This window comes from Bordetella pertussis 18323, from assembly GCF_000306945.1.
GTDB classification, from domain to species: Bacteria; Pseudomonadota; Gammaproteobacteria; order Burkholderiales; family Burkholderiaceae_B; genus Bordetella; species Bordetella pertussis.
The window spans coordinates 897,000-921,036 of record NC_018518.1 but is presented as its reverse complement, the minus strand read 5'-3'; the positions used below and the strand labels follow the sequence as shown (position 1 = coordinate 921,036).

Here is a 24,037-nt window from a genome sequence, read left to right as displayed (position 1 = left end):
GACAATGTGCAATATACGGACTATGATTTCCGGACGCGTGAATCCGGCGCGTGACATCGCGGCCCTCCCCCGGCCGCCCGAGGAGACACAGACATGAGCGACATCACGGTTCGCCCGCTCGGCTACGCGGCCGGCGCGGCGGTATCGGGCATCGACCTGCGGCAGGCGCTGCAGCCGGAACAACTGGCCAGGCTGCGCGCGGCCTGGCATGAACACCTGGTGCTGGTCTTCCCCGGCCAGGACCTGAACGCCCCGCAACTGATCGATTTCACGCGCCATTTCGGCGACGTCGAGCGCAACGACAGCGTGCCCTATTACCGCGACCCCGATTACCCCGAAGTCCTGCTGGTGACGAACAAGCCGCGCGACGGCAAGCCTTCGCAAACCCGCAACACCGGCCGCAACTGGCACTCCGACCTCAGCTATACCGACCGGCCCGCCAAGGGCTCGGTACTGATGTGCAAGGAAAAGCCCCCGGTCGGCGGCGACACCATGTTCGCCAACATGTACCAGGCCTACGAGTCGCTCAGCGCGCCGTTCAAGCGCTTCGTCGACGGCCTGCACGCCGTGCACGACATCAGCCTGATCAAGGGGTTCGACCGCCGCGATCCGGAGCAGACCGCCGCGCTCAAGCGCCGCAACCCGCCCATCGCCCATCCGGTCGTGCGCATCCATCCCGAAACCGGCCGCAAATGCCTGTTCGTCAGCGACCGGGTCCGCACGTTCGTCGGCATGACCGAAGAAGAAAGCCGTCCGATCCTGGACTTCCTGAACCGCCATGCCACGTCGCCGGAGTTCGTCTACCGGCACCGTTGGAGCGTGAACGACATCGTGATGTGGGACAACCGCTGCACCTTGCACATCGCGCTGCCGGATTTCGACCAGAGCAAGCCGCGCCACATGATGCGCTGCTCCATGCTGGGCGAGCCGTCCGGCTACGTGATCGAGGACGCCCCGCTGGACGAGCAGGCCGCGCGCAGCGCGATCGCCGCCGTGTCCTGACCACGCGCACGCCGGCGCACCGCGCCATACAACACTTATATACGGAGACAAGACATGCAGCGGATATTCGAGAAGGCGGCGCTCGCGCTCGCCCTGGTGGCCATGCCCCTGTGGGCCGGCGTGGCCTGTGCGCAGCAACCCCTGCGCATGATGGTCGGCTTTCCCCCCGGCGGCACGACCGACGTCATCGCGCGCCTGGTGGCGCAACGGCTGGGCGGCGAACTGAGCCGCTCGGTCGTGGTCGAGAACCGCGCCGGCGCCAGCGGCAACCTGGCCGCGGCGACGGTGGCCAAGGCCGACCCGGACGGCAACACGCTGCTGTTCGCCCCCAGCAGCCACGCCACCAATGCCTCGCTCTACACCAACCAGTCGTTCGACACCGTCAAGAGCTTTCGCGCCGTCGGCATGGTCGCGGTGACGCCCTATGTCCTGGTCGTCAATCCCGGCATGCAGGCCACCAACCTGCGCGACTTCGTCGATTACCTGAAGCGCAACCCGGGCAAGGTGGAGTTCGCGTCCGCCAGCCCGGGCACGGGCCAGCACCTGGCGGCGGAATTGTTCAAGGACGAGGCCGGCGTCGACATCATGCATGTGCCCTACAAGGGCAGCGCGGCCGCCCTGCCCGACCTGATCGCCGGACGCGTGCCCATGATGTTCGACAACATCGCCGTGATGCTGCCGCACATCCAGCAGGGCACGGTCCGGCCGCTGGCCATCACGTCGAAGACGCGCTCGCGCTTCCTGCCCGATACGCCGACCATGGCGGAAAGCGGCTACCCGGATTTCGAAGTGCTGGGATGGTTCACGCTGCTGGCGCCGGCCAAGACGCCCGACGCGACGGTGCAGGCCTACAACGACGCCCTGAAGAAGATTTCCGCCGACCCTGACTTCGTGGCGCAACTGGCCAAGCTGGGCGGCGAGGCCGTCGCGCGCACGCCGGCGCAGGCCGACGCCTACATCGCGGAAGAAGTCGACAAATGGGGCAAGGTCATCCGCACCGCCCACATCAACCTCAACTGACGGCAGCCCGGCGGGCGGCCCCGGCCGCCCCCACTGCCGTGCCGATTGTCGCAAGACTGCCCATCCAGAAAATCATGAATCCGACTCTTGCCGCCCGTACCGGCGGCCGTATCCTGGTCGATGCGTTGAAGGTCCACGGCGTGGACCAGGCCTTCTGCGTGCCCGGCGAAAGCTATCTGCCCGTGCTGGATGCCCTGCGCGACGATGCGCAGGACATCCGGCTGACTGTCTGCCGCCAGGAGGGCGGCGCGGCCTTCATGGCCGAAGCCTATGGCAAGCTGACCGGCAAGCCCGGCATCTGCTTCGTGACGCGCGGGCCGGGCGCCACCAACGCCAGCATAGGCGTGCATACCGCCTTCCAGGACTCGACACCGATGATTCTGTTCGTCGGCCAGGTGGGCGCCGACGTGGCCGAACGGGAGGCCTTCCAGGAGATCGACTACCGCAGGATGTACGGCCAGATGGCCAAGTGGGTGGCCAGCATCGACGACGCGCAGCGCATCCCGGAATTCGTCCATCGGGCGCACCAGGTCGCGCTGTCGGGCCGGCCGGGGCCCGTGGTGCTGGCCCTGCCCGAGGACGTCCTGCGGGCGACGGCGCACGCCGCCGACCGCGTTCCCCACCGCATCGCCCGCGCCTGCGCAACCAGCGCCGACATGAAGCGGCTGCACGAACTGCTGGCGGCGGCCCGGCGGCCGCTGCTGATCGTCGGCGGCGGCGGCTGGAACGAGGCGGCCAGCGCCGCCATCACCCGCTATGCCGAGCGCGCCGGCCTGCCCGTGGCCACGGCGTTCCGGCGCCAGGATCGCTTCGACAACCGCCACCCCTGCTATGCCGGCCACATCGGGCTGGGCATCGCGCCCAGCCTGGCGCGCCATGTGCGGCAGGCCGACCTGCTGCTGGTCGTCGGCGCGCGCCTGGCCGACGCCACCACGGACAGCTACGCGCTCATCACGCCGGAGCATCCCGGCCAGACCTTGATCCACGTCCATCCCGATCCGCAGGAACTGGGCCGCGTCTATCCGGCCGACCTGCCCATCGCGGCCGACGTGCAGGCCTTCGCGGCGCAACTGGATGCCTGCGACAACCCGCCCGCCCGCTGCGACGCCTGGCTGCGCGAGCTGGCGGACGACTACCGGACCGACCTGGCCGTCGCCCCGTCCCGCCGCGACACCGACCTGGCGCAGGTCATGCATTGGCTCAACCAGCACTTGCCGCAGAACGCCATCGTGACCAACGGCGCCGGCAACTACGCCGGCTGGGTGCACCGCTACTTCCAGTATTCGCCGCAGCGCCGGCAACTCGCGCCCACCAACGGCGCCATGGGCTACGGCGTGCCGGCAGCCATCGCCGCCAAGCTGGCGGCGCCGGCCCGCACCGTGGTCTGCTTCGCCGGCGACGGCTGCTTCATGATGAACGGCCAGGAACTGGCCACCGCCATCCAGCACGACGCCGCCGTGGTCTTCATCGTCGTCAACAACGGCATGTTCGGCACCATCCGCATGCACCAGGAAATGCATTACCCCGGGCGCGTGTCGGGCACCTCGCTGCGCAACCCCGACTTCGTCGCGCTCGCCAGCGCCTACGGCGCCCATGCCGAGCGCGTGGCGCACCACGACGACTTCCCCGCGGCGTTCGAACGGGCCTGCGCCAGCGGCCGGGCCGCGCTCATCGAGATACGCACCGACCCCGCCGCGATCTCGGCGCGCCGCGACCTGCCGACCCTTGCCGCATGAGGCATCCGCGCATGGGCGCGGGATATACTATCCGCTCTCCATCATGGCCCTTTCTTCCTGACCGCACCTCAATGACTCGCCAACCACAGTCGGCCGATATAGAAGAACTCCCCCTGGGACGAACGTCGAAGTCGCTGCCTGAACAGGTCGCCGACCGGCTGATGCAGTCGATCCAGACCGGCGTGCTGCAGCCGGGGGAACGCCTGAAGGAAGAAACGCTGTCCGATCGATTCGCGGTCAGCCGCACCACCGTGCGCGAGGCCATCAGCACCCTGGAGCGCCGCGGCGTCATCGAACGCGTGCCCCGCTTCGGGGCGCGCGTGCGCGAGATCCGCGCCGATGAAATAGAAGAAATCTTCTGCATCCGCGCGCAGCTGCTCGGACTGGCCGCGCGCCGGGTGGCCGAACATGGCGACGACGAAATCCTGGAGCAGCTGCGCCAACAGGTGGAACGCCTGCGCCAGCTCGCCGACAAGCCATCCACCTCGCCGGCGTCCTATGCGAAGGTCTCCATCGAGACCCAGCAATTGCTGATACAGGCAGTAGGCTGGAAACAGCTGGACACGATGTACGAGGGCCTGAGCAACCAGATGCTCTGGAAAACCTCCGTGCGCGGCAAGTCGCTCAGCTTCCAGAGCCAGCAGCGCCGGCGCGAGTCCGTGGGCGACTGGCAGCGCCTGCTCGAGGCAGTGTGCACGCGCGATGCCGCCGCCGCCGAAGAAAGCGCCAAGCTGCTGCTGGGCGCCTCCTACCGCGCCGTGCGCGGACAGCTCGCTTCCTGAAAGCGCCGCGCACAGAAGCAACCCGCCTGGCCGGCGGGCGCGGGCGCTAGCTGTGAAGATTCAATAGGTTGTATGCATGGTTCATCCGAACCGGATTTGAGAAACTGGAAATCGCCAACTCCCCAGTTCACTCAAGGAGCCCGGCCGGATGAACACCCATAAGCATGCCCGATTGACCTTCCTACGTCGACTCGAAATGGTCCAGCAATTGATCGCCCATCAAGTTTGTGTGCCTGAAGCGGCCCGCGCCTATGGGGTCACCGCGCCGACTGTGCGCAAATGGCTGGGCCGCTTCCTGGCTCAGGGCCAGGCGGGCTTGGCCGATGCGTCCTCGCGCCCGACGGTCTCGCCCCGAGCGATTGCGCCGGCCAAGGCGCTGGCTATCGTGGAGCTGCGCCGCAAGCGGCTGACCCAAGCGCGCATCGCCCAGGCGCTGGGCGTGTCAGCCAGCACCGTCAGCCGCGTCCTGGCCCGCGCCGGTCTGTCGCACCTGGCCGACCTGGAGCCGGCCGAGCCGGTGGTGCGCTACGAGCATCAGGCCCCCGGCGATCTGCTGCACATCGACATCAAGAAGCTGGGACGTATCCAGCGCCCTGGCCACCGGGTCACGGGCAACCGACGCGATACCGTTGAGGGGGCCGGCTGGGACTTCGTCTTCGTGGCCATCGATGACCACGCCCGCGTGGCCTTCACCGACATCCACCCCGACGAGCGCTTCCCCAGCGCCGTCCAGTTCCTCAAGGACGCAGTGGCCTACTACCAGCGCCTGGGCGTGACCATCCAGCGCTTGCTCACCGACAATGGCTCGGCCTTTCGCAGCCGCGCCTTCGCCGCGCTGTGCCATGAGCTGGGCATCAAGCACCGCTTTACCCGACCTTACCGCCCACAGACCAATGGCAAGGCCGAACGCTTCATCCAGTCGGCCTTGCGTGAGTGGGCTTACGCTCACACCTACCAGAACTCCCAACACCGAGCCGATGCCATGAAATCCTGGCTACACCACTACAACTGGCATCGACCCCACCAAGGCATCGGGCGCGCTGTACCCATCTCCAGACTCAACCTGGACGAATACAACCTATTGACAGTTCACAGCTAGGCTGGCAGCCCGATCAGCGCGTCGACGATTTCGCGGCCATGGCTGATTGCCTGGTGCACCGCTTCGCGCGGGCTGTATACGAAACCGCCGTCGGCAAAATACGGTACGGGGTACTCGTCACCCGTATCCTGGATGGAATCGGCCTGAACCACCGAAACGGTTGCCTGGAATAAGGGGCCGCTCGGCGCGGCTTCGTTAACCTCGACAGTGTGTCTGGCTACTTTGGCGGTCAAGCGGTATCCCTTGTAGATCAAATTGTTCTGATACACGCGGATGCCCTCTCTTCATTGAGCATACCCCGCATCCGGGCGCAGTGGTCTTTATATTTTGTAACTATGGCAGAGAAAAGATACACATCTCCGCCGAACCACCCGTAATTTCCCTGACAGCGGACAGCCTTCGCCCCCGGCGTGCCGGCTTGCGCCCGCATACGGGTCCCGGGCCAAAGCGCGCAGATCCCGGCCGTTACCCGGCAAAAGCCTGCGCGCAGGCCGCGCGCCCGTACCGGCGCAGGCGGCTTGCCGAATCTAGAACATCATCCTGAACCCCGCGGTCGCGGTGACGATGTAGCTGCCGGCGAAATCTGCATCGGCGTCCACCTGGCCGTAAATGGCGTAGCGTTCTCCCCAACCGTAATCGGCCCCCACTCCCACGCTGCCCCAGGTGCGCGCCATGCGGCTGCTTACCGGCACGCCGGCAACGCGCACGCGCGTGCCATCCAGGAACTCATGCTTCACATTGACGATGCCGAAGACACTCGACTCCCGGTTCGCGCCGCCCGCTTGCCAGCTGCTCTTGTAGTCCAGCGCGATGCCGAGACGGCCCTGCAGGCTGTCGCCCTTATCGTCTTCGACGCGGGCGCCGAATCTGTCGTCGAAGCTGTCGAAGCGGGTCGATGCGTACGACAATTGCGCCTGCGGGATCAGGGCCAGCCCCTCCCGCAATCCGAAGGCCTTGCCCGCTTCGATACCCAGCCCATAGCCATGCGCTTTCCGGCCATCCTTGAGCTTGCCGGCCAGCCGTGAACTCAGGTCGCTGTCGAACCAGATCGCCTGGGCCTGGGCATCGACATAGGCGCCGTCCCTGCCGTACCAGGTCAGCGTCGGGGTCAGGCCATAGGCCGTGGCGTCGACAGTGCCATTGCCGTATATCGACGACACGCGCGTGTCGGCCTTGCCGTACTGCAGCGCCAATCCGCCCACCAGGCGGGAGCCCTCTTGCCCGCCGGCCAGGATACGGTCGACACCGAACTGCACTTTCCAGCTATCGACGTCCTGGCGTTCGCCAGTCGTGGACGCGGAAGGATCGAGCTGGCTCGCGGAGCCCTCGACGCGGCTCCATACGCCGTTGCGGCCGACATCTGCCGGATCATAAAGGCGATTGCCGACCCGTTGGCGCAAGGTGGAAAGCCGGCTCAGATGCAGCAGCGTGTTGGCATAGGCTTCATAGACCGGCACGCCGGGCTGATAAAGCACGGGCTCCCCGGCGCCCGGCAGACCGCCCCCGCCTTGGGGAGCCCCAGGGTCGGGCAGCGACGATTTCAGATACCAATCGCCGTCGGCGGCGTCCTGCTGCAGCACATAGCCATAGGCGCCGGCCACCAGCGCCGGACGCCCCTCGATGACGTAATCGCCGTTGGCGAGGTTGAACCGGCCTGCCGAAGCGCCATTGACCTGCACGACCTGTATGCCCCGCTGGGTCGAGGCGCCCGTGCCGCCGATATTCTCGACCGTGACCGGTGTCACGCCAGCGCTGGCGCCCGTGATCACCAGCCTGTCGGTCGGCGAGTCGTCGGCGCCAAGCTGCGTACGGATTTCCAGGTTGCCGCCCTGGGCCGCGTAATCCCCGGCGATCGTCAGGGTGCCAAAGCCGCTGCGCGGGCCCGGCGCAATGGTGCCCTTGTTGGCCGTCGCACCGACGCGCCCGGTACCGGTCAACCGCGCCCCCGCCAGCACATCCACCGGCCCGCCAAGAACGCCGTCCACCTGCAGCGTTCCGGCCTGGATATCGGTGTTCCCCGTGAACGCGGCGCTGTTGCCTGACAGCGTCAGCGTGCCGGCTCCCAGCTTGTTGAAGCTGGACGTACCCGAGAAGGCGGTGACAACGCCCACGTCATGGGCATTCGTATCGAACCAGGCGCCGCCGCTTCCCACCGCCTGCGTGGAGAAACCATTGAGGAAATTGGCCTCGTCACGATTGGCGCGCAGGACCCCGCCATCCAGGTTGAAGGTCGCGTTGCCGGCGCCCTTGATGACCGAGCCCGTTTCCAGCACGCCTCGGCCGCTGGCATCGCCGGTCAGGTTCAGCGTTCCGGAGGACGTGCCGGTGATGGCTATCCAGGCGTCGCTGGCGACGCCCACCATCCCGCCTTTGGCGACAGTCAGCACCCCGGCGCCGGCCGAGCCGATTTCGATACGGTCGGTCGACGTGAGCGTCGAGGTGACGGCCGTCGCGCTCGACACCGTTACCGTGCCGGCGCTCCCTGCGCTCGTCCCGATGTAGATCGATGCCGCGGCGCCCGGCGGGCTCGACCCTGCAGTCGCAACGGCCGCGCCGTCCCGGATATCCAGTTCACCAGTCCCGCCGAGACCGACATAGATATTGTTCAGCGGGTTCCATACCGTTGCCGGACCCAATACCGTGACGTGCCCGTCGCTGCCGGGGTTCCAACCGATGACGCCCTGCCCGCTATACACTGCGCCGCCCTGGTCGATCCACAGCGTCCCGCTGCCGCCCGAGCCGATCTGGAACGAATTGACCGTGGCGATATTCCACACCGACCCGGGCCCGGACACGGTCACGCTTCCGACGCTGCCTGCAGCGACGCCGATGGTGCCCCATCCGCTTTGCGCCCTGGCCCCGCCGAGCACCTCGAGCGTGCCCCTGCTGCCCGCCGCAACGCCGATCGACACATCGTCGACAGTCGTCCAGGTCGACGCGGCCCCGGCGCCGTCGCGGCCCGACACCGTCAGGGTGCCCACAGCGCCATTGTCACTGCCGATATAGGCCCAGTCGTTGAGCACGGTACCGCCGGCCTCGATGAGCAAGGTCCCGGCGCCCGTATCCCCGACGATCAGTTCCCCGCCCACCACCCAGTGCGGTGACGTGATCGGCCCGTTCGACACCTGACCGGAACCAGAAACCGATTGGGCGTTCGCGGGATAAGCACAGTTTGCGGCGTATAAGAGGAAGGTCGCCCGGTATAACCACCCTGCACGATGACAACTCCTGCCGACCATGACCAACCCTCCCCAAGTAGACGCGAAATATATACGCTCAATACGGCATCGTGCACGAATTCTTAACAGGCATCACGCACAGGAGGTGGACGCGGGCTGCCCCGCCCGGCGAGACTGATGCCCAGGCAAGCGGTTTCCATGAAGAGCTTGGCTTCCAGCGCACAGGACGCTCGACGCTCAGGGCAGGCCTGATCCGCTGATCCACTGCGCGCTCTCGCAGGCCAGGCCACCTTCGGCGGGGCCGTTCATCCAGGCCGCGCCTCTGCGGGGGCCAGTTGGCTTTGCGCACCCGATCAGGATCAGGGCGGCAGCCGGCGTTCTGCGCGAACGCCTTGCCACCGAATCGGGATATTGCCACCATCCGCCCAAGAAAAAAGCACCCGGCTTGCGCCTAAGTGCCTGTTTTCAAACGAATTCGGGTGGGGTGGCTGATGGGACTCGAACCCACGACAACCGGAATCACAATCCGGGACTCTACCAACTGAGCTACAGCCACCGCAGCAAAGAAGCGAGATTCTAGCACAAAATAAATGACGCATCAGCCCCGGCGCTTCCGGCGGGCAAATCTTGTTGCTATCCTTGCGCATCCGTACCCACATACCGGACCCGCCGCTGGCGGCCCCGGCTGCCACGCAAGCCTTTCTCCAGGACGCCATGGACCCATTGGAACAATTGCTGCGCGACTATTGGCCGCATATCGTCTTTGCGATCAGCGTGGTCGCCGGCACCGGCGCCGCCGTGCATGCCGCCATGACCAAACAGGATGTGCGCGCCGCCATCGCCTGGGTCGGGGTCGCCCTGTTCTCGCCGCTCTTTGGCGCCCTGCTCTATTTCGTCGCCGGCATCAACCGCATCCGCCGTTCGCTGGTGTCGCAGCAGCACGACGACGCCATGCTGGCCTACACGGGCCATCCCGACGCCCAGGTCGAGGACGTGGTCCCCTGCAGCGGTCCGCAATTCGCCTCGCTGCGCGTGCTGGGCGACCAGGTCAGCCGCTTCCGCCTGCTGGGCGGCAACCAGGTGCGGCCGCTGGCCGGCGGCGACGAGGCCTATCCCGCCATGATGCAGGCGATACGCGAGGCGCGCGTCTCGATCGCCATGCAAAGCTATATCTTCGACTGCGATCCGATCGGCCGCGAAATGGCGCAGGCCCTGGTCGAGGCGCAGCAGCGCGGCGTGCAGGTGCGCGTGCTCATCGATGCCATCGGCAGCAAGTACTCCCGTCCGCCGATCGTTCGTACGCTGGTGCGCGGCGGCGTGCGCACCGCGCGCTTCATGACCAACCCGCTGGGCGTCATGCGCATGCCCTACGCCAACCTGCGCAGCCACCGCAAGATCCTGGTGGTCGACGGACATGTCGGCTTCACCGGGGGCATGAACATCCGCGCCGCCTTCGTGACGGCCCTGGCCGGCAAGGCCGCCAACGGCGATACCCACTTCCGCCTGGAAGGTCCGGTGGTGGCGCAACTGATGGCGGTTTTCGCGCACGACTGGAATTTCACGACCCGCGAATCCCTGGAAGGCCCGACCTGGTTCCCGCCGGCTCCCGAACGCGCGCCGGGCTCGGTGCCGATGCGCTGCGTGGCCTCGGGGCCGGACAGCGCCCTGGGCAGCACGCACAAGATGCTGCTGGGCGCGCTGGCGGTGGCGCAGCGCCATGTGCGGATCCAATCCCCCTATTTCCTGCCTGACCAGACGCTGATCGGCGCACTGGGGACCGCCGCGCGCCGCGGCATCAAGGTCGATATCGTGATTCCGGGCTCGAACAACCTGCGCCTGGTCAACTACGCCATGAGCGCACAACTGGACCAGGTCATCCGCACGGGCTGCCGCGTATGGCGCTCGGCCGGCGCCTTCGACCACTCGAAGCTGCTGACGGTGGACGATGCCTGGTCCTATGTGGGCTCGTCCAACATGGACCCGCGCAGCCTGCGCCTGAACTTCGAGCTGGACACCGAAATCTACGATCGTGAGCTGGCCGGCTGGATCGGGCAGCGCATCGACGCGCAGATCCGCCACGCGCGGCAGGAAACACTGCAGGCCCTGAACGCGCAGCCGTTCATCAAGCGCCTGCGCAACAAGGTGATCTGGCTGGCTACGCCATATCTCTAGCGGGGCAAGGCCGTCATGAAGGCGGCGGCAGCGGCCTCTCGCGAATTCGCCACCGGGAATATGGTGAGAAAACCGCTGATCTCGAATACTTCTCGCACGTGCGGCTTCAGTTCGCACAGCACCAGTTCGCCCTGGACCTGCCGCAGTTGCTTGGCCACCAGCAACACCACGCGCAGCCCCGCGCTGGAAATGTAGTCAAGCCGCCCCAAATCCAGCACGACACGGCGCTCGCCCTTGTCGACCTGCGCCGCCAGCTCGGCTTCGAGCTGTTCCGCGTTCGCGCTGTTCACCACGCCTTGCAGGCATGCAATCAACATGCCGTCCATCTTGTCCATCGTCAACTTCATGCGCTGACCTCGCTCGCTAACGCACCTTCGTCTGCGCGAATAATACGGGACAGCGTTAGTGCGCGAAATATCCGACGCTGTACGAATCCTCTGCGTTCTCATGACTCGGGCATACTTGCCGGCATTGCGTTGCGCGATACGTCATGTCAAGCAAAACCGATACGCTGGAGCTGTCCGTCACCGCCACTACGGCAACCGACGCGCTGTACTGGCTGGAACACATCGCCCTGCGCGACCGCTGGTCCGCCCGCCTGCGCTTCACACTGACACTGTGCGCCGACGAGGCGCTGAACAACATCGTGTCCCATGCGTTCACGCCCGGCCACCCGGCCGCGATACACCTGACGCTACGTCAGACACGACGGGAAGTCAGCCTGCACATTGCCGACAACGGCGCCGCCTACGACCCCACGCAGGCTCTTTCCCCCCCTCTGGCCCGCAGCCTGGACGACGCGCAACCGGGCGGGCACGGCCTGCGGCTGATGCGCCACTTCATGCACGCGCTCAGCTACCAGCGCCGCGACGGATGGAACCATCTCACCCTGACATCACACTCAGCGCCTGAATCCTGATCGCCGCGCCATGCGCCGCCCGCTGCGCATGCCATGTCCGGCGTGACAGTCCTGCACCCATCGACATCGACGAGGCCACAGCCATGCCCCTCGCGTCCGATCCCTTCGACGCTCCGATTCCCGGCCTCCATGCCTGCATCGACCCGATTGCGGTGGCCCACAACCTGGAAGTCCTGCGCCAACGGCTGGGCGTGGGCGTCGATGGTCCGCGCATATGGGCCACCGTCAAGGCCGATGCCTATGGGCACGGACTGCACAATGTCCTGCCGGGCCTGCGCGCCGCCGACGGCATCGCCGTCCGGCATCTGCACGAAGCCCACCAGTGCCGCCGTGTCGGCTGGAGCGGTCCCATCATGGTCTATGCCGGGCTGACCCACGAACGCGAGGCCGCGCTCCTGACGCTGCAACAGCTGCACCTGGTCATTACCGACATGACGCAACTCGAATGGCTGCCAGGCAAGCCCTTGTATTCGTGCGCGCCCTGGGTATGGCTGCGCTACATCGGCGCCACGCGGCTGGGCGGGCTGGACGCCAGCGAGTATCGGTGCGCCTATGCGCGCTGCCGTGAGCTGCAGCAGCATGGCGCGCTGCGTGGCGTGGGCCATCTGAACCACTACGCGAACGCCGCCAGCGTCGGCGATCTCGAACGCGAGCACGCCGATTTCGAGGCCTGCATCCGGGGTCTGCCGGGGCCGGTTTCCACCTGCAATTCGGCGGCCGCCTGTGTCCTGCCGACGATGGCGGCGCGAACCGACTGGGTCCGCCCCGGTCTGGCACTGTATGGCGTAAGCCCCATTCCGGGCCGCGCCGGGCGCGACCTGGGCCTGCGCCCCGCCATGACCTTGCGCAGCACATTGTGCGCGACGCAGAACCTGCCTGCCGGCGCCTCGGTCGGCTATGGTTGCACGTTCGTGGCCGACCAGCCGATGGCGCTGGGGTTGGTGCGTTGCGGGTACGGCGACGGCTACCCGCACAATCCACGAGCCAGCTTCCCTGTCCAGGTGGACGGCGTGCTGACACGGACGGTGGGCAGGATTTCGATGGACCTGATGGCTGTCGATCTGCGGCCGATCCCCGCCGCGGCCCGGGGCGCGCCTGTCGTGCTGTGGGGCTCGCCGCAGCTGCCGGTCGAACACATCGCGCACGCGGCGGGCACCATCGCCGCCGAGTTGCTCACCGGGCTGACGGCGCGCGTGCCCCTGATGCGAGCCGACCACGCGGCGCTGCTGCGCGGGCCCCCTGCCTAGCTGTGAAGATTCAATAGGTTGTATGCATGGTTCATCCGAACCGGATTTGAGAAACTGGAAATCGCCGACCCCCCAGTTCACTCAAGGAGCCCGGCCGGATGAACACCCATAAGCATGCCCGATTGACCTTCCTACGTCGACTCGAAATGGTCCAGCAATTGATCGCCCATCAAGTTTGTGTGCCTGAAGCGGCCCGCGCCTATGGGGTCACCGCGCCGACTGTGCGCAAATGGCTGGGCCGCTTCCTGGCTCAGGGCCAGGCGGGCTTGGCCGATGCGTCCTCGCGCCCGACGGTCTCGCCCCGAGCGATTGCGCCGGCCAAGGCGCTGGCTATCGTGGAGCTGCGCCGCAAGCGGCTGACCCAAGCGCGCATCGCCCAGGCGCTGGGCGTGTCAGCCAGCACCGTCAGCCGCGTCCTGGCCCGCGCCGGTCTGTCGCACCTGGCCGACCTGGAGCCGGCCGAGCCGGTGGTGCGCTACGAGCATCAGGCCCCCGGCGATCTGCTGCACATCGACATCAAGAAGCTGGGACGTATCCAGCGCCCTGGCCACCGGGTCACGGGCAACCGACGCGATACCGTTGAGGGGGCCGGCTGGGACTTCGTCTTCGTGGCCATCGATGACCACGCCCGCGTGGCCTTCACCGACATCCACCCCGACGAGCGCTTCCCCAGCGCCGTCCAGTTCCTCAAGGACGCAGTGGCCTACTACCAGCGCCTGGGCGTGACCATCCAGCGCTTGCTCACCGACAATGGCTCGGCCTTTCGCAGCCGCGCCTTCGCCGCGCTGTGCCATGAGCTGGGCATCAAGCACCGCTTTACCCGACCTTACCGCCCACAGACCAATGGCAAGGCCGAACGCTTCATCCAGTCGGCCTTGCGTGAGTGGGCTTACGCTCACACCTACCAGAACTCCCAACACCGAGCCGATGCCATGAAATCCTGGCTACACCACTACAACTGGCATCGACCCCACCAAGGCATCGGGCGCGCTGTACCCATCTCCAGACTCAACCTGGACGAATACAACCTATTGACAGTTCACACCTAGTTGTGAAGATTCAATAGGTTGTATGCATGGTTCATCCGAACCGGATTTGAGAAACTGGAAATCGCCGACCCCCCAGTTCACTCAAGGAGCCCGGCCGGATGAACACCCATAAGCATGCCCGATTGACCTTCCTACGTCGACTCGAAATGGTCCAGCAATTGATCGCCCATCAAGTTTGTGTGCCTGAAGCGGCCCGCGCCTATGGGGTCACCGCGCCGACTGTGCGCAAATGGCTGGGCCGCTTCCTGGCTCAGGGCCAGGCGGGCTTGGCCGATGCGTCCTCGCGCCCGACGGTCTCGCCCCGAGCGATTGCGCCGGCCAAGGCGCTGGCTATCGTGGAGCTGCGCCGCAAGCGGCTGACCCAAGCGCGCATCGCCCAGGCGCTGGGCGTGTCAGCCAGCACCGTCAGCCGCGTCCTGGCCCGCGCCGGTCTGTCGCACCTGGCCGACCTGGAGCCGGCCGAGCCGGTGGTGCGCTACGAGCATCAGGCCCCCGGCGATCTGCTGCACATCGACATCAAGAAGCTGGGACGTATCCAGCGCCCTGGCCACCGGGTCACGGGCAACCGACGCGATACCGTTGAGGGGGCCGGCTGGGACTTCGTCTTCGTGGCCATCGATGACCACGCCCGCGTGGCCTTCACCGACATCCACCCCGACGAGCGCTTCCCCAGCGCCGTCCAGTTCCTCAAGGACGCAGTGGCCTACTACCAGCGCCTGGGCGTGACCATCCAGCGCTTGCTCACCGACAATGGCTCGGCCTTTCGCAGCCGCGCCTTCGCCGCGCTGTGCCATGAGCTGGGCATCAAGCACCGCTTTACCCGACCTTACCGCCCACAGACCAATGGCAAGGCCGAACGCTTCATCCAGTCGGCCTTGCGTGAGTGGGCTTACGCTCACACCTACCAGAACTCCCAACACCGAGCCGATGCCATGAAATCCTGGCTACACCACTACAACTGGCATCGACCCCACCAAGGCATCGGGCGCGCTGTACCCATCTCCAGACTCAACCTGGACGAATACAACCTATTGACAGTTCACACCTAGTCGCCGCCCTGCCGCCAAGGGCGCGCCAGCACGAACCACAGGGTGGCGCCCAGGTACATCATCCCCAGCGCCGCCATGGCGGCGCCCATTCCGAGCGGGCCCGACAGCGCCCCGATCAGCAAGGGCCCCAGCATCTGCCCCAGCTTGTCGGCCGCGCGCATCACGCTGGCCGCGCCCGCCGCGCCATGCTCGCGCACAGCGCGCAACTCCAGCATATAGGGCATTTGCGAGGCGCCCGCGAAGCAGCCGGCCAAGGCAAGCAGCGAGAGCGCCACGCCAGCGGCGAGCAATCCGTCAGGCAGCAACCGGAACACCAGCAAGCCGGCGGTCCCGAGCGCTCCCGCCAACACGATCCACGGCCGGCGCACGCCGGACCAGTCGACCCACCTGGCCACAAGCGGCCCCAGGTAGACCACGCAAACCCCATAGATCATGAATATGCGCCCGATGCTCGCCGGCGCCGCCCCTTCAGCTTCCAGGTACAGGGGCAAGGCGAACGACATCACGCCCACCTGGGCTATCGAAAAAGGAATCACGCTCGTCCACAGCAACATGCCGAAGCCGCGCCCGCGCAACAGGGGCCCCAAGGGCGCGCGCCTGCCCTGCGGGACGGAGGTCGAGGCGGCCATTGCGGAAGGGAGCGCGCAGGCCCGCAACAGCGAGGCAACGCCGGCCAAGGGCAGCAGGAGCAAGACCGCCCCGATCGCGAAGACGGCGCGGAAACCGAGCTGCTCCATCAGCATTGCGCCCACGGCGACGCCCGAGAGCTGCCCGGCGAACAGGCCCGCGACCACACCGGCCATGCTGCGGCCGCGATGCGTCGGCGGACTGCGGCTGACAACCAATGCCTGCAGGCCCATCCACGTCAAGCCGTATCCCAGGCCGACGACGCCACGCGCCGACACGAACCATGCCAGATTGGGCGCCAACGCACTGGCCACGAATCCGACACATGAAAGCAGCAAGCCCTGCAGCACGGCATGGCGCCAACCCTTGCGCTCGCTCAATCTGCCCGCCATCAAGGCCGCGAGCAACCCACACCCCATCTCCAGGGAGATCGGCAAGGCTATCAGAAGGCCAGGCGGCAAGGGGAGGTTCGCGGCGGGCAGGCTGCGGGCGAACAGCGGCAAGAAACTGGCCGGCATGGCGCAGGCAAACAGGTAGCCGAACATCACGGGGCGCGTCAATCCGCCCACGTCCGTACCGTCAGCAGACGGTTGCCGACCTTGTCCGCTCGGCAACGCCCGGTTCATGACCACCGCCAACAGCAGCAACAACTCGACCGCCACCACCAGCGCCACGACCGCCACCGTCGCCGCGTCCAGGGCGCGATCACGCAGGGCCGCCGCGACCGCGCCGCCGTCCAGCCGCAGGGCCAGCGCGCCACGGCTGGCGTCGGGGCCGCCCAGCGGCAGCGACACCGTGTAGCCCGGGTCGTCCGCAAATCGCCGCTGCGCGTCGCCGGTGACGCTACCGCGCGCGTCCACTTCCTGCAGCACCCTGCCATCGCTTGCCACCAGCGCGATCGAGCCGATCAATGGATAGGCATGTATGGTGCGGGAAAACAGCCGGTCCACGCCGCGCAACTGGTGCAGTTCCAAGCCGTAGCCCAATACGCAGTCCAGGCCGCGCTGCAAACCCGTGGCCAGCACGACGGCATTGTGGCGGACAACGTCCAGCCATACGTCCCGGAACATGCCTATCGTGTAGCCCGCGTACACGCCTTGCGCCAGCAACAGCGCGACCAGGGGCAGCACGAAACGGGCTCGGGCGCCGCCGCGCTCCCGCCTGCGCCGTTCGCCGCGGCGCAGGACCAGCGCCAGGGCCAGGGCCAGCGCAACGGCCGCCGTGACCAAGGCCAGGACCTGCAGGTTGCGCCACATCAGCGCATGCATGAAGGCGGGATCGCGCGACCAGCCCAGCACCAGTGCGGCTCGCACGATGCCGTCGCTTCCGGCCAACGGAATACCCAGCGAAACCGCTTCGTCGCCGACCAGGCGTACGCTGCCCGACGGCTGGCGCTGCACGTCCGGCTCATCATCGGGAAAGGCCAAAGCGCGCGCCAGCCGCGCCGCATGCGGAACCAACACTCCGGCCGACGCCACTAATCGGCCGTCTTTCAGCACAACCGCTACTCCGGTGACACCATGGGACTCCTCCAGCAACCCGTCCAGCAGGTCGCGCAGGCCGAAGTACTGCTCCAGCGGCTTGCCCAGGCGCACGCCGTTCTCGATGACTATCGCCGATTGCCGCGCGCTCGCCTCGACCCGCGCGGCGGTCGCGTCCACGATCTGCCGCTGCAGGGCGCTCAGCGTCAACAATCCGGTCAGGCCCTGCGCCAAGCACAGCAACGCCACGCACGCCAGCGTCACGCCCAGCAATGGGCGCGAGTTCAGCTTGCGCAGCGCCCCTTTTCCGCGATCGAACCACGTACTCATGGCTGAACCCAACCATGCGGCAGCCCGTGACGGCATGTCACGCAATCCAACGCGCGCTGCCCGCACGTAGTACGAAACCCTTTCATGTTCATGCGCCGTACTCCCCGGCTAGAGTTGCCGCTTTCATTGCGTGGGAAGTTCCTCCTGCTCATTGCATCCACGCTGCTACTCGTAGGCATCGTCGTGATGCTCGTGACCCAGCGCGATGTCACGAACAACATCATCAAGAACGAACTGCATGCCGTCAGTAACATCATGGACTTGGTAGTTCGTGACACCGACACGCGCTGGTCCACGCTGCTCGACGACAAGATCCGCACCATCCGGGAAAGCCGCAGGCAACTGATCCAACTCAGCGCGGTCGTGACATCGGTGCTGAACGCCTATGCCGCGCAGGCCGAGCGCGGACACGTCACTACCGGCGCCGCCAAGGGCATGGCGCGTGTCTGGCTGAACCATCTCGACCTGGGACCGCGCCGCGTCGCCTTCGCCTATGACGCGGAAGGCACCGTGCTGGCCAGCACCAACCCCCGGATGATCGACCGGGACCTCTCCGGGATCCGCGACTTCAAGGGCCGGCCGCTCGCCGCCGCCATGTACGAGGAAAGCCGCAACGACGGTCGCGGCTTCGCCATCTACCCGTCTCCCCTGGACGAGTCCGCCCAGATGCGACACGCCTATTTCGTGTACTTCCCCGCGTGGAAGTGGGTTCTCGCCATCTCCGATAGCTCACAAGCCATCATCGACAAGGTTGCCGCCCAGAAAGCCAACATGATTGCCGCGATAGACCGGAACCTGTCGGAGCTGCGGCTCAGCCGCCATGGTTTCGTGTTCGTGGTTGCGGACGATGGCACGGTGATCGTGCCGCCACCCCCATCGGCCGCCCGGCTGCTGGACTCGACAGACGTCGAATCGGGACGGGTATTGCATTCGATGCTTGCCGAAATCTCGTCTACCCGCGGCCTGACGTTGCGCTTTACCAACGGCGAAAGCGCCTGGCAGATCGACGCCCTGCGATACAAGCCGCTGCATTGGACCATCATCGGTGTCGTTCCCGAGCCGGACCTGACCGACCCGGCACAGAATCTGGTGCGCCGGCAGGCACTGATCTTCGCCGCCACCTTGCTGGCCGGGCTGATGCTGGCATGGGTGGTGGCGGTGCGCATCGCCCGGCCGTTGGCGCAACTGAGCAACTACGCTCGCCAGCTTCCCACCCAGGACCTCACCGAGCCGATCCGGGTTCCGCCGTCGGTGGCATGCCTGCCGCGCCGGCGGCGCGACGAAGTCGGACAGCTCGCCGAATCGTTCCTGTTCATGAACGAACAGCTGCACCACAATGTGCGGGCCCTGATGGCGCAGATATCGAACCGCGAACGCCTCGAAAGCGAATTGAGCATCGCCCGCTCCATCCAACTTGGCCTGCTTCCCCAGCCGTTGCCCGATGCGGCCACGCGCGGCAGCCAGTTGCGTGCCGTCATGTACCCGGCCCGGGAGGTCGGTGGGGATTTCTACGACTACTTCGTGCTGGCAGACGGGCGTCTGTGCTTTGCCATCGGCGACGTATCCGGAAAAGGCGTGCCCGCGGCCCTGTTCATGGCCATCGTCAGGACCTTGATACGCAGCGTGGCGGAAGAAGAGCACGACCCGGGCGCCATCGCCACCAAGGTGAACCACCGTCTGGCCGAGAACAACCCCAAGCTGATGTTTGTCACCTTGCTGATAGGCGTCTTCACCCCGGAAACAGGCGCCCTGGCCTGGGTCAACGCCGGCCACCCGCCGCCGCTGCTCATCGACGAACGTGGCGAGGTCCGCCTGCTTCAAGGAAGCAGCGGCGCGGCCTGCGGCGTGCTGGACAACGAGGCGTATTCCACCCTGAGCACCACCTTGCCGAACGGCACCTCGCTGGTCGCGTTTACCGACGGCGTCACCGAAGCCATCCACGGCGGCTGCGCCCAGTATGGTCTGCCGCGGCTGGTCGCCCTGATGCAGGGCGCGCCGCACGCAGCGGCCGAACTCATCGAGCACATTCTGCACGACCTACGCGAATTCGCCGCCGATTCCGAACAATCCGACGATCTCACCATCATCGCCATTCATCGCCCATGACCCTTCGCCCCGGAATACTCGCCCCGCTCGCCCTGCTTCTTGGCCTCGCGTGGCCCATCGCGGCGGCATCCAGCCCTCCTCCTGTCGCGGCCCTGAGCTCCGGCGTCGCCCTTACCTCGCCCCGCCTTCCGCCTCCCTCCCATACATCCGGCCGGAAATGGCGCATCGGTTATGTGGGTAGCGGCGAGTACGAGGAGTATCCGCGCACGCTCTACGCGATCGCGCGCGCATTGCAACAACTCGGATGGCTGCGTATCGACGACATGCCCGAGATAACCGATATGCGAAAGGCCTGGCTTTACCTGGCCACGCATGCCCGCAGCAACTACATCGAGTTCGTGCCCGATGCGTGGTGGCAGCCCGGCAACTTCGACACCGCCTTGCGGCCTGCCGTGCGCGAAGCCGTTGCGGCACGCCTGCGTGGCGCCAAGGACATCGACCTGATCATCGCCATGGGTACCTGGGCTGGACAGGACATGGTCGAACTGGGCACGCCGGTACCCACCGTGGTCGTCTCGTCGACCGACCCGATAAGCGCCCGGATCATACCCAGTGCGGCCGACAGCGGCCAGGACAACCTGCATGCCCGGGTACAGCCCGACCACTACCAGCGGCAGATCCAGCTGCTCCATGACATCGTGCCGTTCAAGACGCTTGGACTGGTCTACGAAGACACCGAAGCAGGTCGCACCTACGCAGCCATCGATAAGGTCGCCGCACTAATGCCGGCATTGGATTTCTCCGTCAAGCGTTGCGACGCACGCGCGACCGGCATCCCCATCGCCACGGCAACCCAGAACGTTCTGGCTTGCTACCAGAAGCTGTCGAGCGAAGTCGACGCCTTTTACGTCACCGAGCACCGGGGCATCACCTCGACGTCCGTCAAGCAGCTCGCCGCGCTGCTGCGCGCCGCCCGCGTGCCGAGTTTCTCGATGCAAGGCTCCGACGAGGTCAAGGCCGGCCTGTTGATGAGCCTGGCCAAGGCGGACTACTCCAGCGTAGGCATGTTCCACGCCCAGACCATTGCCCGCATTTTCAATGGGGAAAAGCCGCGCAGCATCAGCCAGGTCTGGAATGCCCCCGCCAAGATAGCCATCAATCTGGAAACGGCGCGGCGCATCGGCTTCGACCCACCGGTGGATATTCTGCTGGCGGCCGACGAGGTGTACGAAGCGGAGCACTGACAGGCCTGGCCAACGAGACCTGGCAAGGAATGTGCCGGATCCTAGGACAGCACCGCGCGCTGCCGGCACGCCTGTGCGCGGCGCATCTCAGGCGTGCCGCGCGCCTGGCGCCACAAGCGCAGCATGCGGTCCGCGGCGGTCTCGCCGGTTTCCACCACGTAACGCACATAATCGAGCCATTGCTGCTCGTCGCCGGCCAGCCCGCCTTCGGCTACCGCCACGACCTGTTGGCAAAGGCAGCGCACCTGCGCATCGTCCAACGCCAAAGCGATGGCCCGATCGCGCAACGCACGCAAGCGCAGCCAGCCCCATCGCCTCACCAGGGCCTCGGCGTCGTGCAGATTGCGCAACAGCCCCAATTGCAGCGCCGACGCCGCCATCGGCGCACTGGCCGCGACTGCATCGCCGGCTGAGCTCAGCAAGTCGGCATCGGCAAATACCGCGCCCGGCGCGCGCCCCTCGATGTAGCCTTGCGCGCCGGCCTGCTCGAACAGCGCTTCCAGGCCGCCCTGCCTGTCCCAGGCTCGCAACAGCGCCGGCAAGGCGGGGACAATCGGCATCCTGTAGCGCCAACGCGCGTCCAGGAACTGCGCGAACTGCGAATAGACGAAATGTTCGCTGCGCGCGGCCAGACGCACGGAACCGCCATCATTCAGGTTTCGCGCGGACCACGCGCCCGCATACAGGAACTCTGCCAGCGAAGGGGCTCCCACCAGGCAGGCCACATCGGCGTTCTTGTAGTCGCAAGCGTCGCCCGGCGGTAGCGCCCGGCTGGCGGTCAATCCGCCGAACATCCAGCGGAAATAATCGCCGAGATCGCGAAACGGCCTTGCAGGCAGGCGATGCAGCAGGTCGTCGCCCAGGTAGCGCGCGCCTCGGAACATGCGCGGCCACAGGGTCAGGCGGTTTTCCTTGAGACCGGTCACCCGCCCTGCCTCCAGCGGGCTGTTGGCGAACATGGCGATCTGCGCGGGAGCCAGCGCCAGCACGACGTTCAGGCAGCGCGCGGCGATGGCCACGGGAACCGACGTGCAGGGGCTGTTCTGTGCCTTGGCGTCTATCCCGATCCGGTGCAGCCAGCCTCGCTGGCCGACGAGTTCCTCGTAGATGGGCCGCGGCACCCGCACTCGCCGGTACCAGTCGGCATCCAGGCTGGCGGCGGGGTGCTCGGCCGCGTTGATCAGCATCGCCCCCTCCGCGGCCAGGGCGAGCTGCGTGTCACGCAGCTCGCGGCGCACCGCTTCGGCCAGTCGGCGCAGCCCTCCCGCGCCGCCGTTCACAGGCGCGAATGCGGTTTCGAGCAGGTTATAGCCGTTATCAAGCCCGCTCAGGCCATGGGGACCGCCCACCCCCCGCACAGGCGCGCGTCCAGACGGTACTCCTGCACGGACTCTCCGCGTTGACGGCGCAAGTTGCGCAGCGCTTCGAAATGGCGCGCCACCGGATGGCTGGCCCCGGTCGCACGACAGGCCACCACCATTTCCAGCTCGAGGCCCAGCGTATGGCCGACACTTTGCGCAGCGTTCAAGGCGAGCCTCGGTGGCCGGACGGGAGCGAGGCCTGCATGCCGTCGGGTTTGTCATGCCGGCATGGAACCGAAGAGCCGAAAGCGTCACACAGTGCATATTCCATGTTCCCGCTCCGTAGAACGCGATACACCCAAGGATTCGAGACAACGGCCCACCGCATGAACTTCCAGATCCCACCCGCTTTACCTGCTTTGGAGCTTGATGTCTTTGCGCGCGCCGCCAGCCAAGGAGAGACCCTATATGTCACCAAAGCAGGCGAGCAGTTCCAGGTCATCGCATCCGGCACGACGCCGTCAGGGCGCAACGTATCCTGGGTCGCCACCGACGAGGACACGCTTGTCATGTTTTCCAGCGCGCTGGCGCTGGCCTACGGCACGGGAATCGCCCGCGCCGTCGCCAAGGAGCTCGATCTGCACGCGGTCCCGACGACATCGCTGTCGGCGCGCGTCGTCACGCGAGCGGTCGACATGGCGGAAACCTCACGCCACGCCCTGCAGGGCGTGGATTTCCTTACCTTCCTGTCCTGGTCGGCCCGCGCCGACGCCGCCGGCTTCCGACAGGTCTGTCACGACACCGGTGTCTCTCCCGATCAGATATCCGGAACGTTGCGCGCCACGATCGACGAAAGCATGCAGCAGCGCTTCGCATCCGCCGCACAATCAGGTAAGGCGCCGGTATCCGCCCATACGGCGCAAGAATGGTTGCGCGAGGTCCTTGCGCACCACCTGGTGTAGTCCCCATACGTCGCGTCGTAAGTTTTACGGAAGACGTTCAGCGCGTTGTATCTGAATGCTCCGGTAGCGACCGCGATCCGACATTAGTTTCGGAAGTTAACAACTGCCGGATAAAACCGGCAGTCAGTATCTTGGTGACGTGAATTATCACCCTTTCACTTGGTATCGCTTTGCATGGTTTCTCCCCCGTCATCCGGTCTTCCCGCTTCTCTCGAAAAACCGGACAACGCATATCCCGATATCGCCACCGAGCGATCGGACCAGCAGTTGCTGAGCAGCCTGGTAGCCGAACATGCCGGCCGATTACAGAGATTCATCGCCAAGCACATCGGCCACAGCAGCGACGTCGAGGACCTTGCGCAGCAGGCTTTCGCCGAGGCGGCGCGCGCGTATCAATCGTTCCGTGGCGACTCCCAGCTTTCCACCTGGCTGTACGGCATCGCGCTCAATCTGGTCCGCAATCACTTGTCGCGTGCGCCAGAGCGCCGTTATGAATTCACCTCCGACGCCAGCCTGGGTGTCATGCCATGCAGTGCGCCCAACCCCGAAGCCGTGACCGAGCAGCGTCAACGCATGCGCTTGCTACGCGAAGCGCTGGAGCAGCTCCCCGAAAGCATGCGCGACGTGATCCTCATGGTCGGCGTGGAAGAACTCTCCTATGAAGAGGCTGCCGCACTGCTTTCGGTTCCTGTAGGAACCATTCGCAGCCGACTTTCCCGCGCCCGCTGTGCCTTGCGCGAAGCGCTGCGCGAACGAGGCTACGACAGCGTGCCGTAGCCCCCCTGCCCGGGC

General features: G+C 66.4%; 19 protein-coding genes, 1 tRNA gene and 1 pseudogene. 14 read left to right on the top strand and 7 right to left on the bottom strand.

Annotated features, from left to right (window positions below; all coding sequences use genetic code 11):
- The first annotated feature begins 93 nt into the window (after positions 1 to 93).
- The 4 genes from BN118_RS04375 (at position 94) to BN118_RS04360 (ending at position 4,540) form a co-directional block, all read left to right on the top strand.
- On the top strand, positions 94 to 1,002 hold the full coding sequence (locus BN118_RS04375; protein ID WP_003808542.1) for a TauD/TfdA dioxygenase family protein: 909 nt from the start codon (positions 94 to 96) through the stop codon (positions 1,000 to 1,002).
- Between the two features lie 54 nt (positions 1,003 to 1,056).
- Positions 1,057 to 2,022 carry a tripartite tricarboxylate transporter substrate binding protein gene (locus BN118_RS04370; protein ID WP_010931485.1) on the top strand — a complete coding sequence of 322 codons (966 nt, stop codon included), beginning with the start codon at positions 1,057 to 1,059 and terminating at the stop codon, positions 2,020 to 2,022.
- A gap of 74 nt (positions 2,023 to 2,096) precedes the next feature.
- Positions 2,097 to 3,758: a thiamine pyrophosphate-binding protein gene (locus BN118_RS04365; RefSeq protein WP_010931484.1), complete on the top strand. Its 1,662-nt coding sequence runs from the start codon at positions 2,097 to 2,099 to the stop codon at positions 3,756 to 3,758.
- Positions 3,759 to 3,829: 71 nt separating this feature from the next.
- Complete coding sequence (locus BN118_RS04360; protein WP_014905557.1) at positions 3,830 to 4,540, top strand: GntR family transcriptional regulator; 711 nt, start codon at positions 3,830 to 3,832, stop codon at positions 4,538 to 4,540.
- On the opposite strand, the gene BN118_RS20100 is transcribed toward BN118_RS04360, so the two are convergent.
- The gene (locus BN118_RS20100; protein WP_158322898.1) at positions 4,507 to 4,671 is read right to left on the bottom strand and encodes a hypothetical protein; all 165 of its coding nucleotides are present in this window, start codon (positions 4,669 to 4,671) and stop codon (positions 4,507 to 4,509) included. The two genes, BN118_RS04360 and BN118_RS20100, sit on opposite strands and share 34 nt — an antisense overlap.
- A 17-nt stretch (positions 4,672 to 4,688) precedes the next feature.
- Between BN118_RS20100 and BN118_RS04355 the strand changes: the two genes are divergently transcribed.
- Positions 4,689 to 5,639: an IS481-like element IS481 family transposase gene (locus tag BN118_RS04355; protein WP_005012067.1), complete on the top strand. Its 951-nt coding sequence runs from the start codon at positions 4,689 to 4,691 to the stop codon at positions 5,637 to 5,639.
- Here the strand turns inward: BN118_RS04355 and BN118_RS04350 are convergent.
- The 3 genes from BN118_RS04350 to BN118_RS04340 form a co-directional block, all read right to left on the bottom strand.
- Positions 5,636 to 5,908 (bottom strand): hypothetical protein, encoded by a 273-nt coding sequence (locus BN118_RS04350; RefSeq protein ID WP_003809939.1) that lies wholly within the window; start codon positions 5,906 to 5,908, stop codon positions 5,636 to 5,638. The genes BN118_RS04355 and BN118_RS04350 overlap by 4 nt on opposite strands.
- A 258-nt stretch (positions 5,909 to 6,166) precedes the next feature.
- Entirely contained in the window at positions 6,167 to 8,878 is a 2,712-nt protein-coding gene (gene bapA, locus BN118_RS04345; protein ID WP_010930805.1) for an autotransporter BapA, read from the bottom strand.
- Between the two features lie 420 nt (positions 8,879 to 9,298).
- A tRNA-His gene (locus BN118_RS04340) sits at positions 9,299 to 9,374 on the bottom strand.
- A gap of 158 nt (positions 9,375 to 9,532) precedes the next feature.
- Between BN118_RS04340 and BN118_RS04335 the strand changes: the two genes are divergently transcribed.
- Positions 9,533 to 10,990 carry a phospholipase D-like domain-containing protein gene (locus tag BN118_RS04335; protein WP_010930806.1) on the top strand — a complete coding sequence of 486 codons (1,458 nt, stop codon included), beginning with the start codon at positions 9,533 to 9,535 and terminating at the stop codon, positions 10,988 to 10,990.
- Here the strand turns inward: BN118_RS04335 and BN118_RS04330 are convergent.
- Complete coding sequence (locus BN118_RS04330) at positions 10,987 to 11,337, bottom strand: STAS domain-containing protein (RefSeq protein ID WP_014905556.1); 351 nt, start codon at positions 11,335 to 11,337, stop codon at positions 10,987 to 10,989. The two genes, BN118_RS04335 and BN118_RS04330, sit on opposite strands and share 4 nt — an antisense overlap.
- 143 nt (positions 11,338 to 11,480) lie before the next feature.
- Between BN118_RS04330 and BN118_RS04325 the strand changes: the two genes are divergently transcribed.
- The 4 genes from BN118_RS04325 to BN118_RS04310 all read left to right on the top strand — a co-directional run bounded on the left by BN118_RS04325 (position 11,481) and on the right by BN118_RS04310 (position 15,254).
- Positions 11,481 to 11,909, top strand: coding sequence for an ATP-binding protein (locus tag BN118_RS04325; RefSeq protein WP_003809933.1), 429 nt, complete (start codon positions 11,481 to 11,483; stop codon positions 11,907 to 11,909).
- 83 nt (positions 11,910 to 11,992) lie between these two features.
- Complete coding sequence (gene alr, locus BN118_RS04320; protein WP_014905555.1) at positions 11,993 to 13,156, top strand: alanine racemase; 1,164 nt, start codon at positions 11,993 to 11,995, stop codon at positions 13,154 to 13,156.
- A gap of 98 nt (positions 13,157 to 13,254) precedes the next feature.
- The gene (locus tag BN118_RS04315) at positions 13,255 to 14,205 is read left to right on the top strand and encodes an IS481-like element IS481 family transposase (RefSeq protein ID WP_005013747.1); all 951 of its coding nucleotides are present in this window, start codon (positions 13,255 to 13,257) and stop codon (positions 14,203 to 14,205) included.
- A gap of 98 nt (positions 14,206 to 14,303) precedes the next feature.
- Complete coding sequence (locus tag BN118_RS04310; RefSeq protein WP_005013747.1) at positions 14,304 to 15,254, top strand: IS481-like element IS481 family transposase; 951 nt, start codon at positions 14,304 to 14,306, stop codon at positions 15,252 to 15,254.
- Here the strand turns inward: BN118_RS04310 and BN118_RS04305 are convergent.
- Positions 15,251 to 17,692 (bottom strand): MFS transporter, encoded by a 2,442-nt coding sequence (locus BN118_RS04305; RefSeq protein WP_041166136.1) that lies wholly within the window; start codon positions 17,690 to 17,692, stop codon positions 15,251 to 15,253. The two genes, BN118_RS04310 and BN118_RS04305, sit on opposite strands and share 4 nt — an antisense overlap.
- Before the next feature lie 84 nt (positions 17,693 to 17,776).
- Here BN118_RS04305 and BN118_RS04300 point away from each other — a divergent pair, with 84 nt between their 5' ends.
- Both BN118_RS04300 and BN118_RS04295 read left to right on the top strand, forming a co-directional pair.
- On the top strand, positions 17,777 to 19,798 hold the full coding sequence (locus BN118_RS04300; RefSeq protein WP_010930809.1) for a SpoIIE family protein phosphatase: 2,022 nt from the start codon (positions 17,777 to 17,779) through the stop codon (positions 19,796 to 19,798).
- Positions 19,795 to 20,982, top strand: coding sequence for an ABC transporter substrate-binding protein (locus BN118_RS04295; protein WP_014905553.1), 1,188 nt, complete (start codon positions 19,795 to 19,797; stop codon positions 20,980 to 20,982). Before BN118_RS04300 ends, BN118_RS04295 begins: the two co-directional genes overlap by 4 nt.
- 41 nt (positions 20,983 to 21,023) lie before the next feature.
- On the opposite strand, the pseudogene BN118_RS04290 reads toward BN118_RS04295, so the two are convergent.
- Positions 21,024 to 22,510 (bottom strand): annotated as a pseudogene (locus tag BN118_RS04290) (glutamate-cysteine ligase family protein).
- Positions 22,511 to 22,546: 36 nt separating this feature from the next.
- Here BN118_RS04290 and bspR point away from each other — a divergent pair.
- Together bspR and BN118_RS04275 are read left to right on the top strand one after the other, a co-directional pair.
- Positions 22,547 to 23,245, top strand: coding sequence for a type III secretion system regulator BspR (bspR, locus tag BN118_RS04280; RefSeq protein ID WP_010930812.1), 699 nt, complete (start codon positions 22,547 to 22,549; stop codon positions 23,243 to 23,245).
- 174 nt (positions 23,246 to 23,419) lie between these two features.
- Positions 23,420 to 24,022, top strand: a complete 603-nt coding sequence (locus tag BN118_RS04275; protein ID WP_003809919.1) for an RNA polymerase sigma factor — start codon at positions 23,420 to 23,422, stop codon at positions 24,020 to 24,022.
- Positions 24,023 to 24,037 lie beyond the last annotated feature (15 nt).

Excerpts from the sequence above, each read along its gene's own strand:
- BN118_RS04375 (WP_003808542.1), top strand. The coding sequence starts at position 94 with ATGAGCGACATCACGGTTCGCCCGCTCGGCTACGCGGCCGGCGCGGCG.
- BN118_RS04370 (WP_010931485.1), top strand. The coding sequence starts at position 1,057 with ATGCAGCGGATATTCGAGAAGGCGGCGCTCGCGCTCGCCCTGGTGGCC.
- BN118_RS04365 (WP_010931484.1), top strand. The coding sequence starts at position 2,097 with ATGAATCCGACTCTTGCCGCCCGTACCGGCGGCCGTATCCTGGTCGAT.
- BN118_RS04360 (WP_014905557.1), top strand. The coding sequence starts at position 3,830 with ATGACTCGCCAACCACAGTCGGCCGATATAGAAGAACTCCCCCTGGGA.
- BN118_RS04355 (WP_005012067.1), top strand. The coding sequence starts at position 4,689 with ATGAACACCCATAAGCATGCCCGATTGACCTTCCTACGTCGACTCGAA.
- bapA (WP_010930805.1), bottom strand. The coding sequence starts at position 8,878 with ATGGTCGGCAGGAGTTGTCATCGTGCAGGGTGGTTATACCGGGCGACC.
- BN118_RS04335 (WP_010930806.1), top strand. The coding sequence starts at position 9,533 with ATGGACCCATTGGAACAATTGCTGCGCGACTATTGGCCGCATATCGTC.
- BN118_RS04330 (WP_014905556.1), bottom strand. The coding sequence starts at position 11,337 with ATGAAGTTGACGATGGACAAGATGGACGGCATGTTGATTGCATGCCTG.
- BN118_RS04325 (WP_003809933.1), top strand. The coding sequence starts at position 11,481 with ATGTCAAGCAAAACCGATACGCTGGAGCTGTCCGTCACCGCCACTACG.
- alr (WP_014905555.1), top strand. The coding sequence starts at position 11,993 with ATGCCCCTCGCGTCCGATCCCTTCGACGCTCCGATTCCCGGCCTCCAT.
- BN118_RS04315 (WP_005013747.1), top strand. The coding sequence starts at position 13,255 with ATGAACACCCATAAGCATGCCCGATTGACCTTCCTACGTCGACTCGAA.
- BN118_RS04310 (WP_005013747.1), top strand. The coding sequence starts at position 14,304 with ATGAACACCCATAAGCATGCCCGATTGACCTTCCTACGTCGACTCGAA.
- BN118_RS04305 (WP_041166136.1), bottom strand. The coding sequence starts at position 17,692 with ATGAGTACGTGGTTCGATCGCGGAAAAGGGGCGCTGCGCAAGCTGAAC.
- BN118_RS04300 (WP_010930809.1), top strand. The coding sequence starts at position 17,777 with ATGTTCATGCGCCGTACTCCCCGGCTAGAGTTGCCGCTTTCATTGCGT.
- BN118_RS04295 (WP_014905553.1), top strand. The coding sequence starts at position 19,795 with ATGACCCTTCGCCCCGGAATACTCGCCCCGCTCGCCCTGCTTCTTGGC.
- bspR (WP_010930812.1), top strand. The coding sequence starts at position 22,547 with ATGCCGTCGGGTTTGTCATGCCGGCATGGAACCGAAGAGCCGAAAGCG.
- BN118_RS04275 (WP_003809919.1), top strand. The coding sequence starts at position 23,420 with ATGGTTTCTCCCCCGTCATCCGGTCTTCCCGCTTCTCTCGAAAAACCG.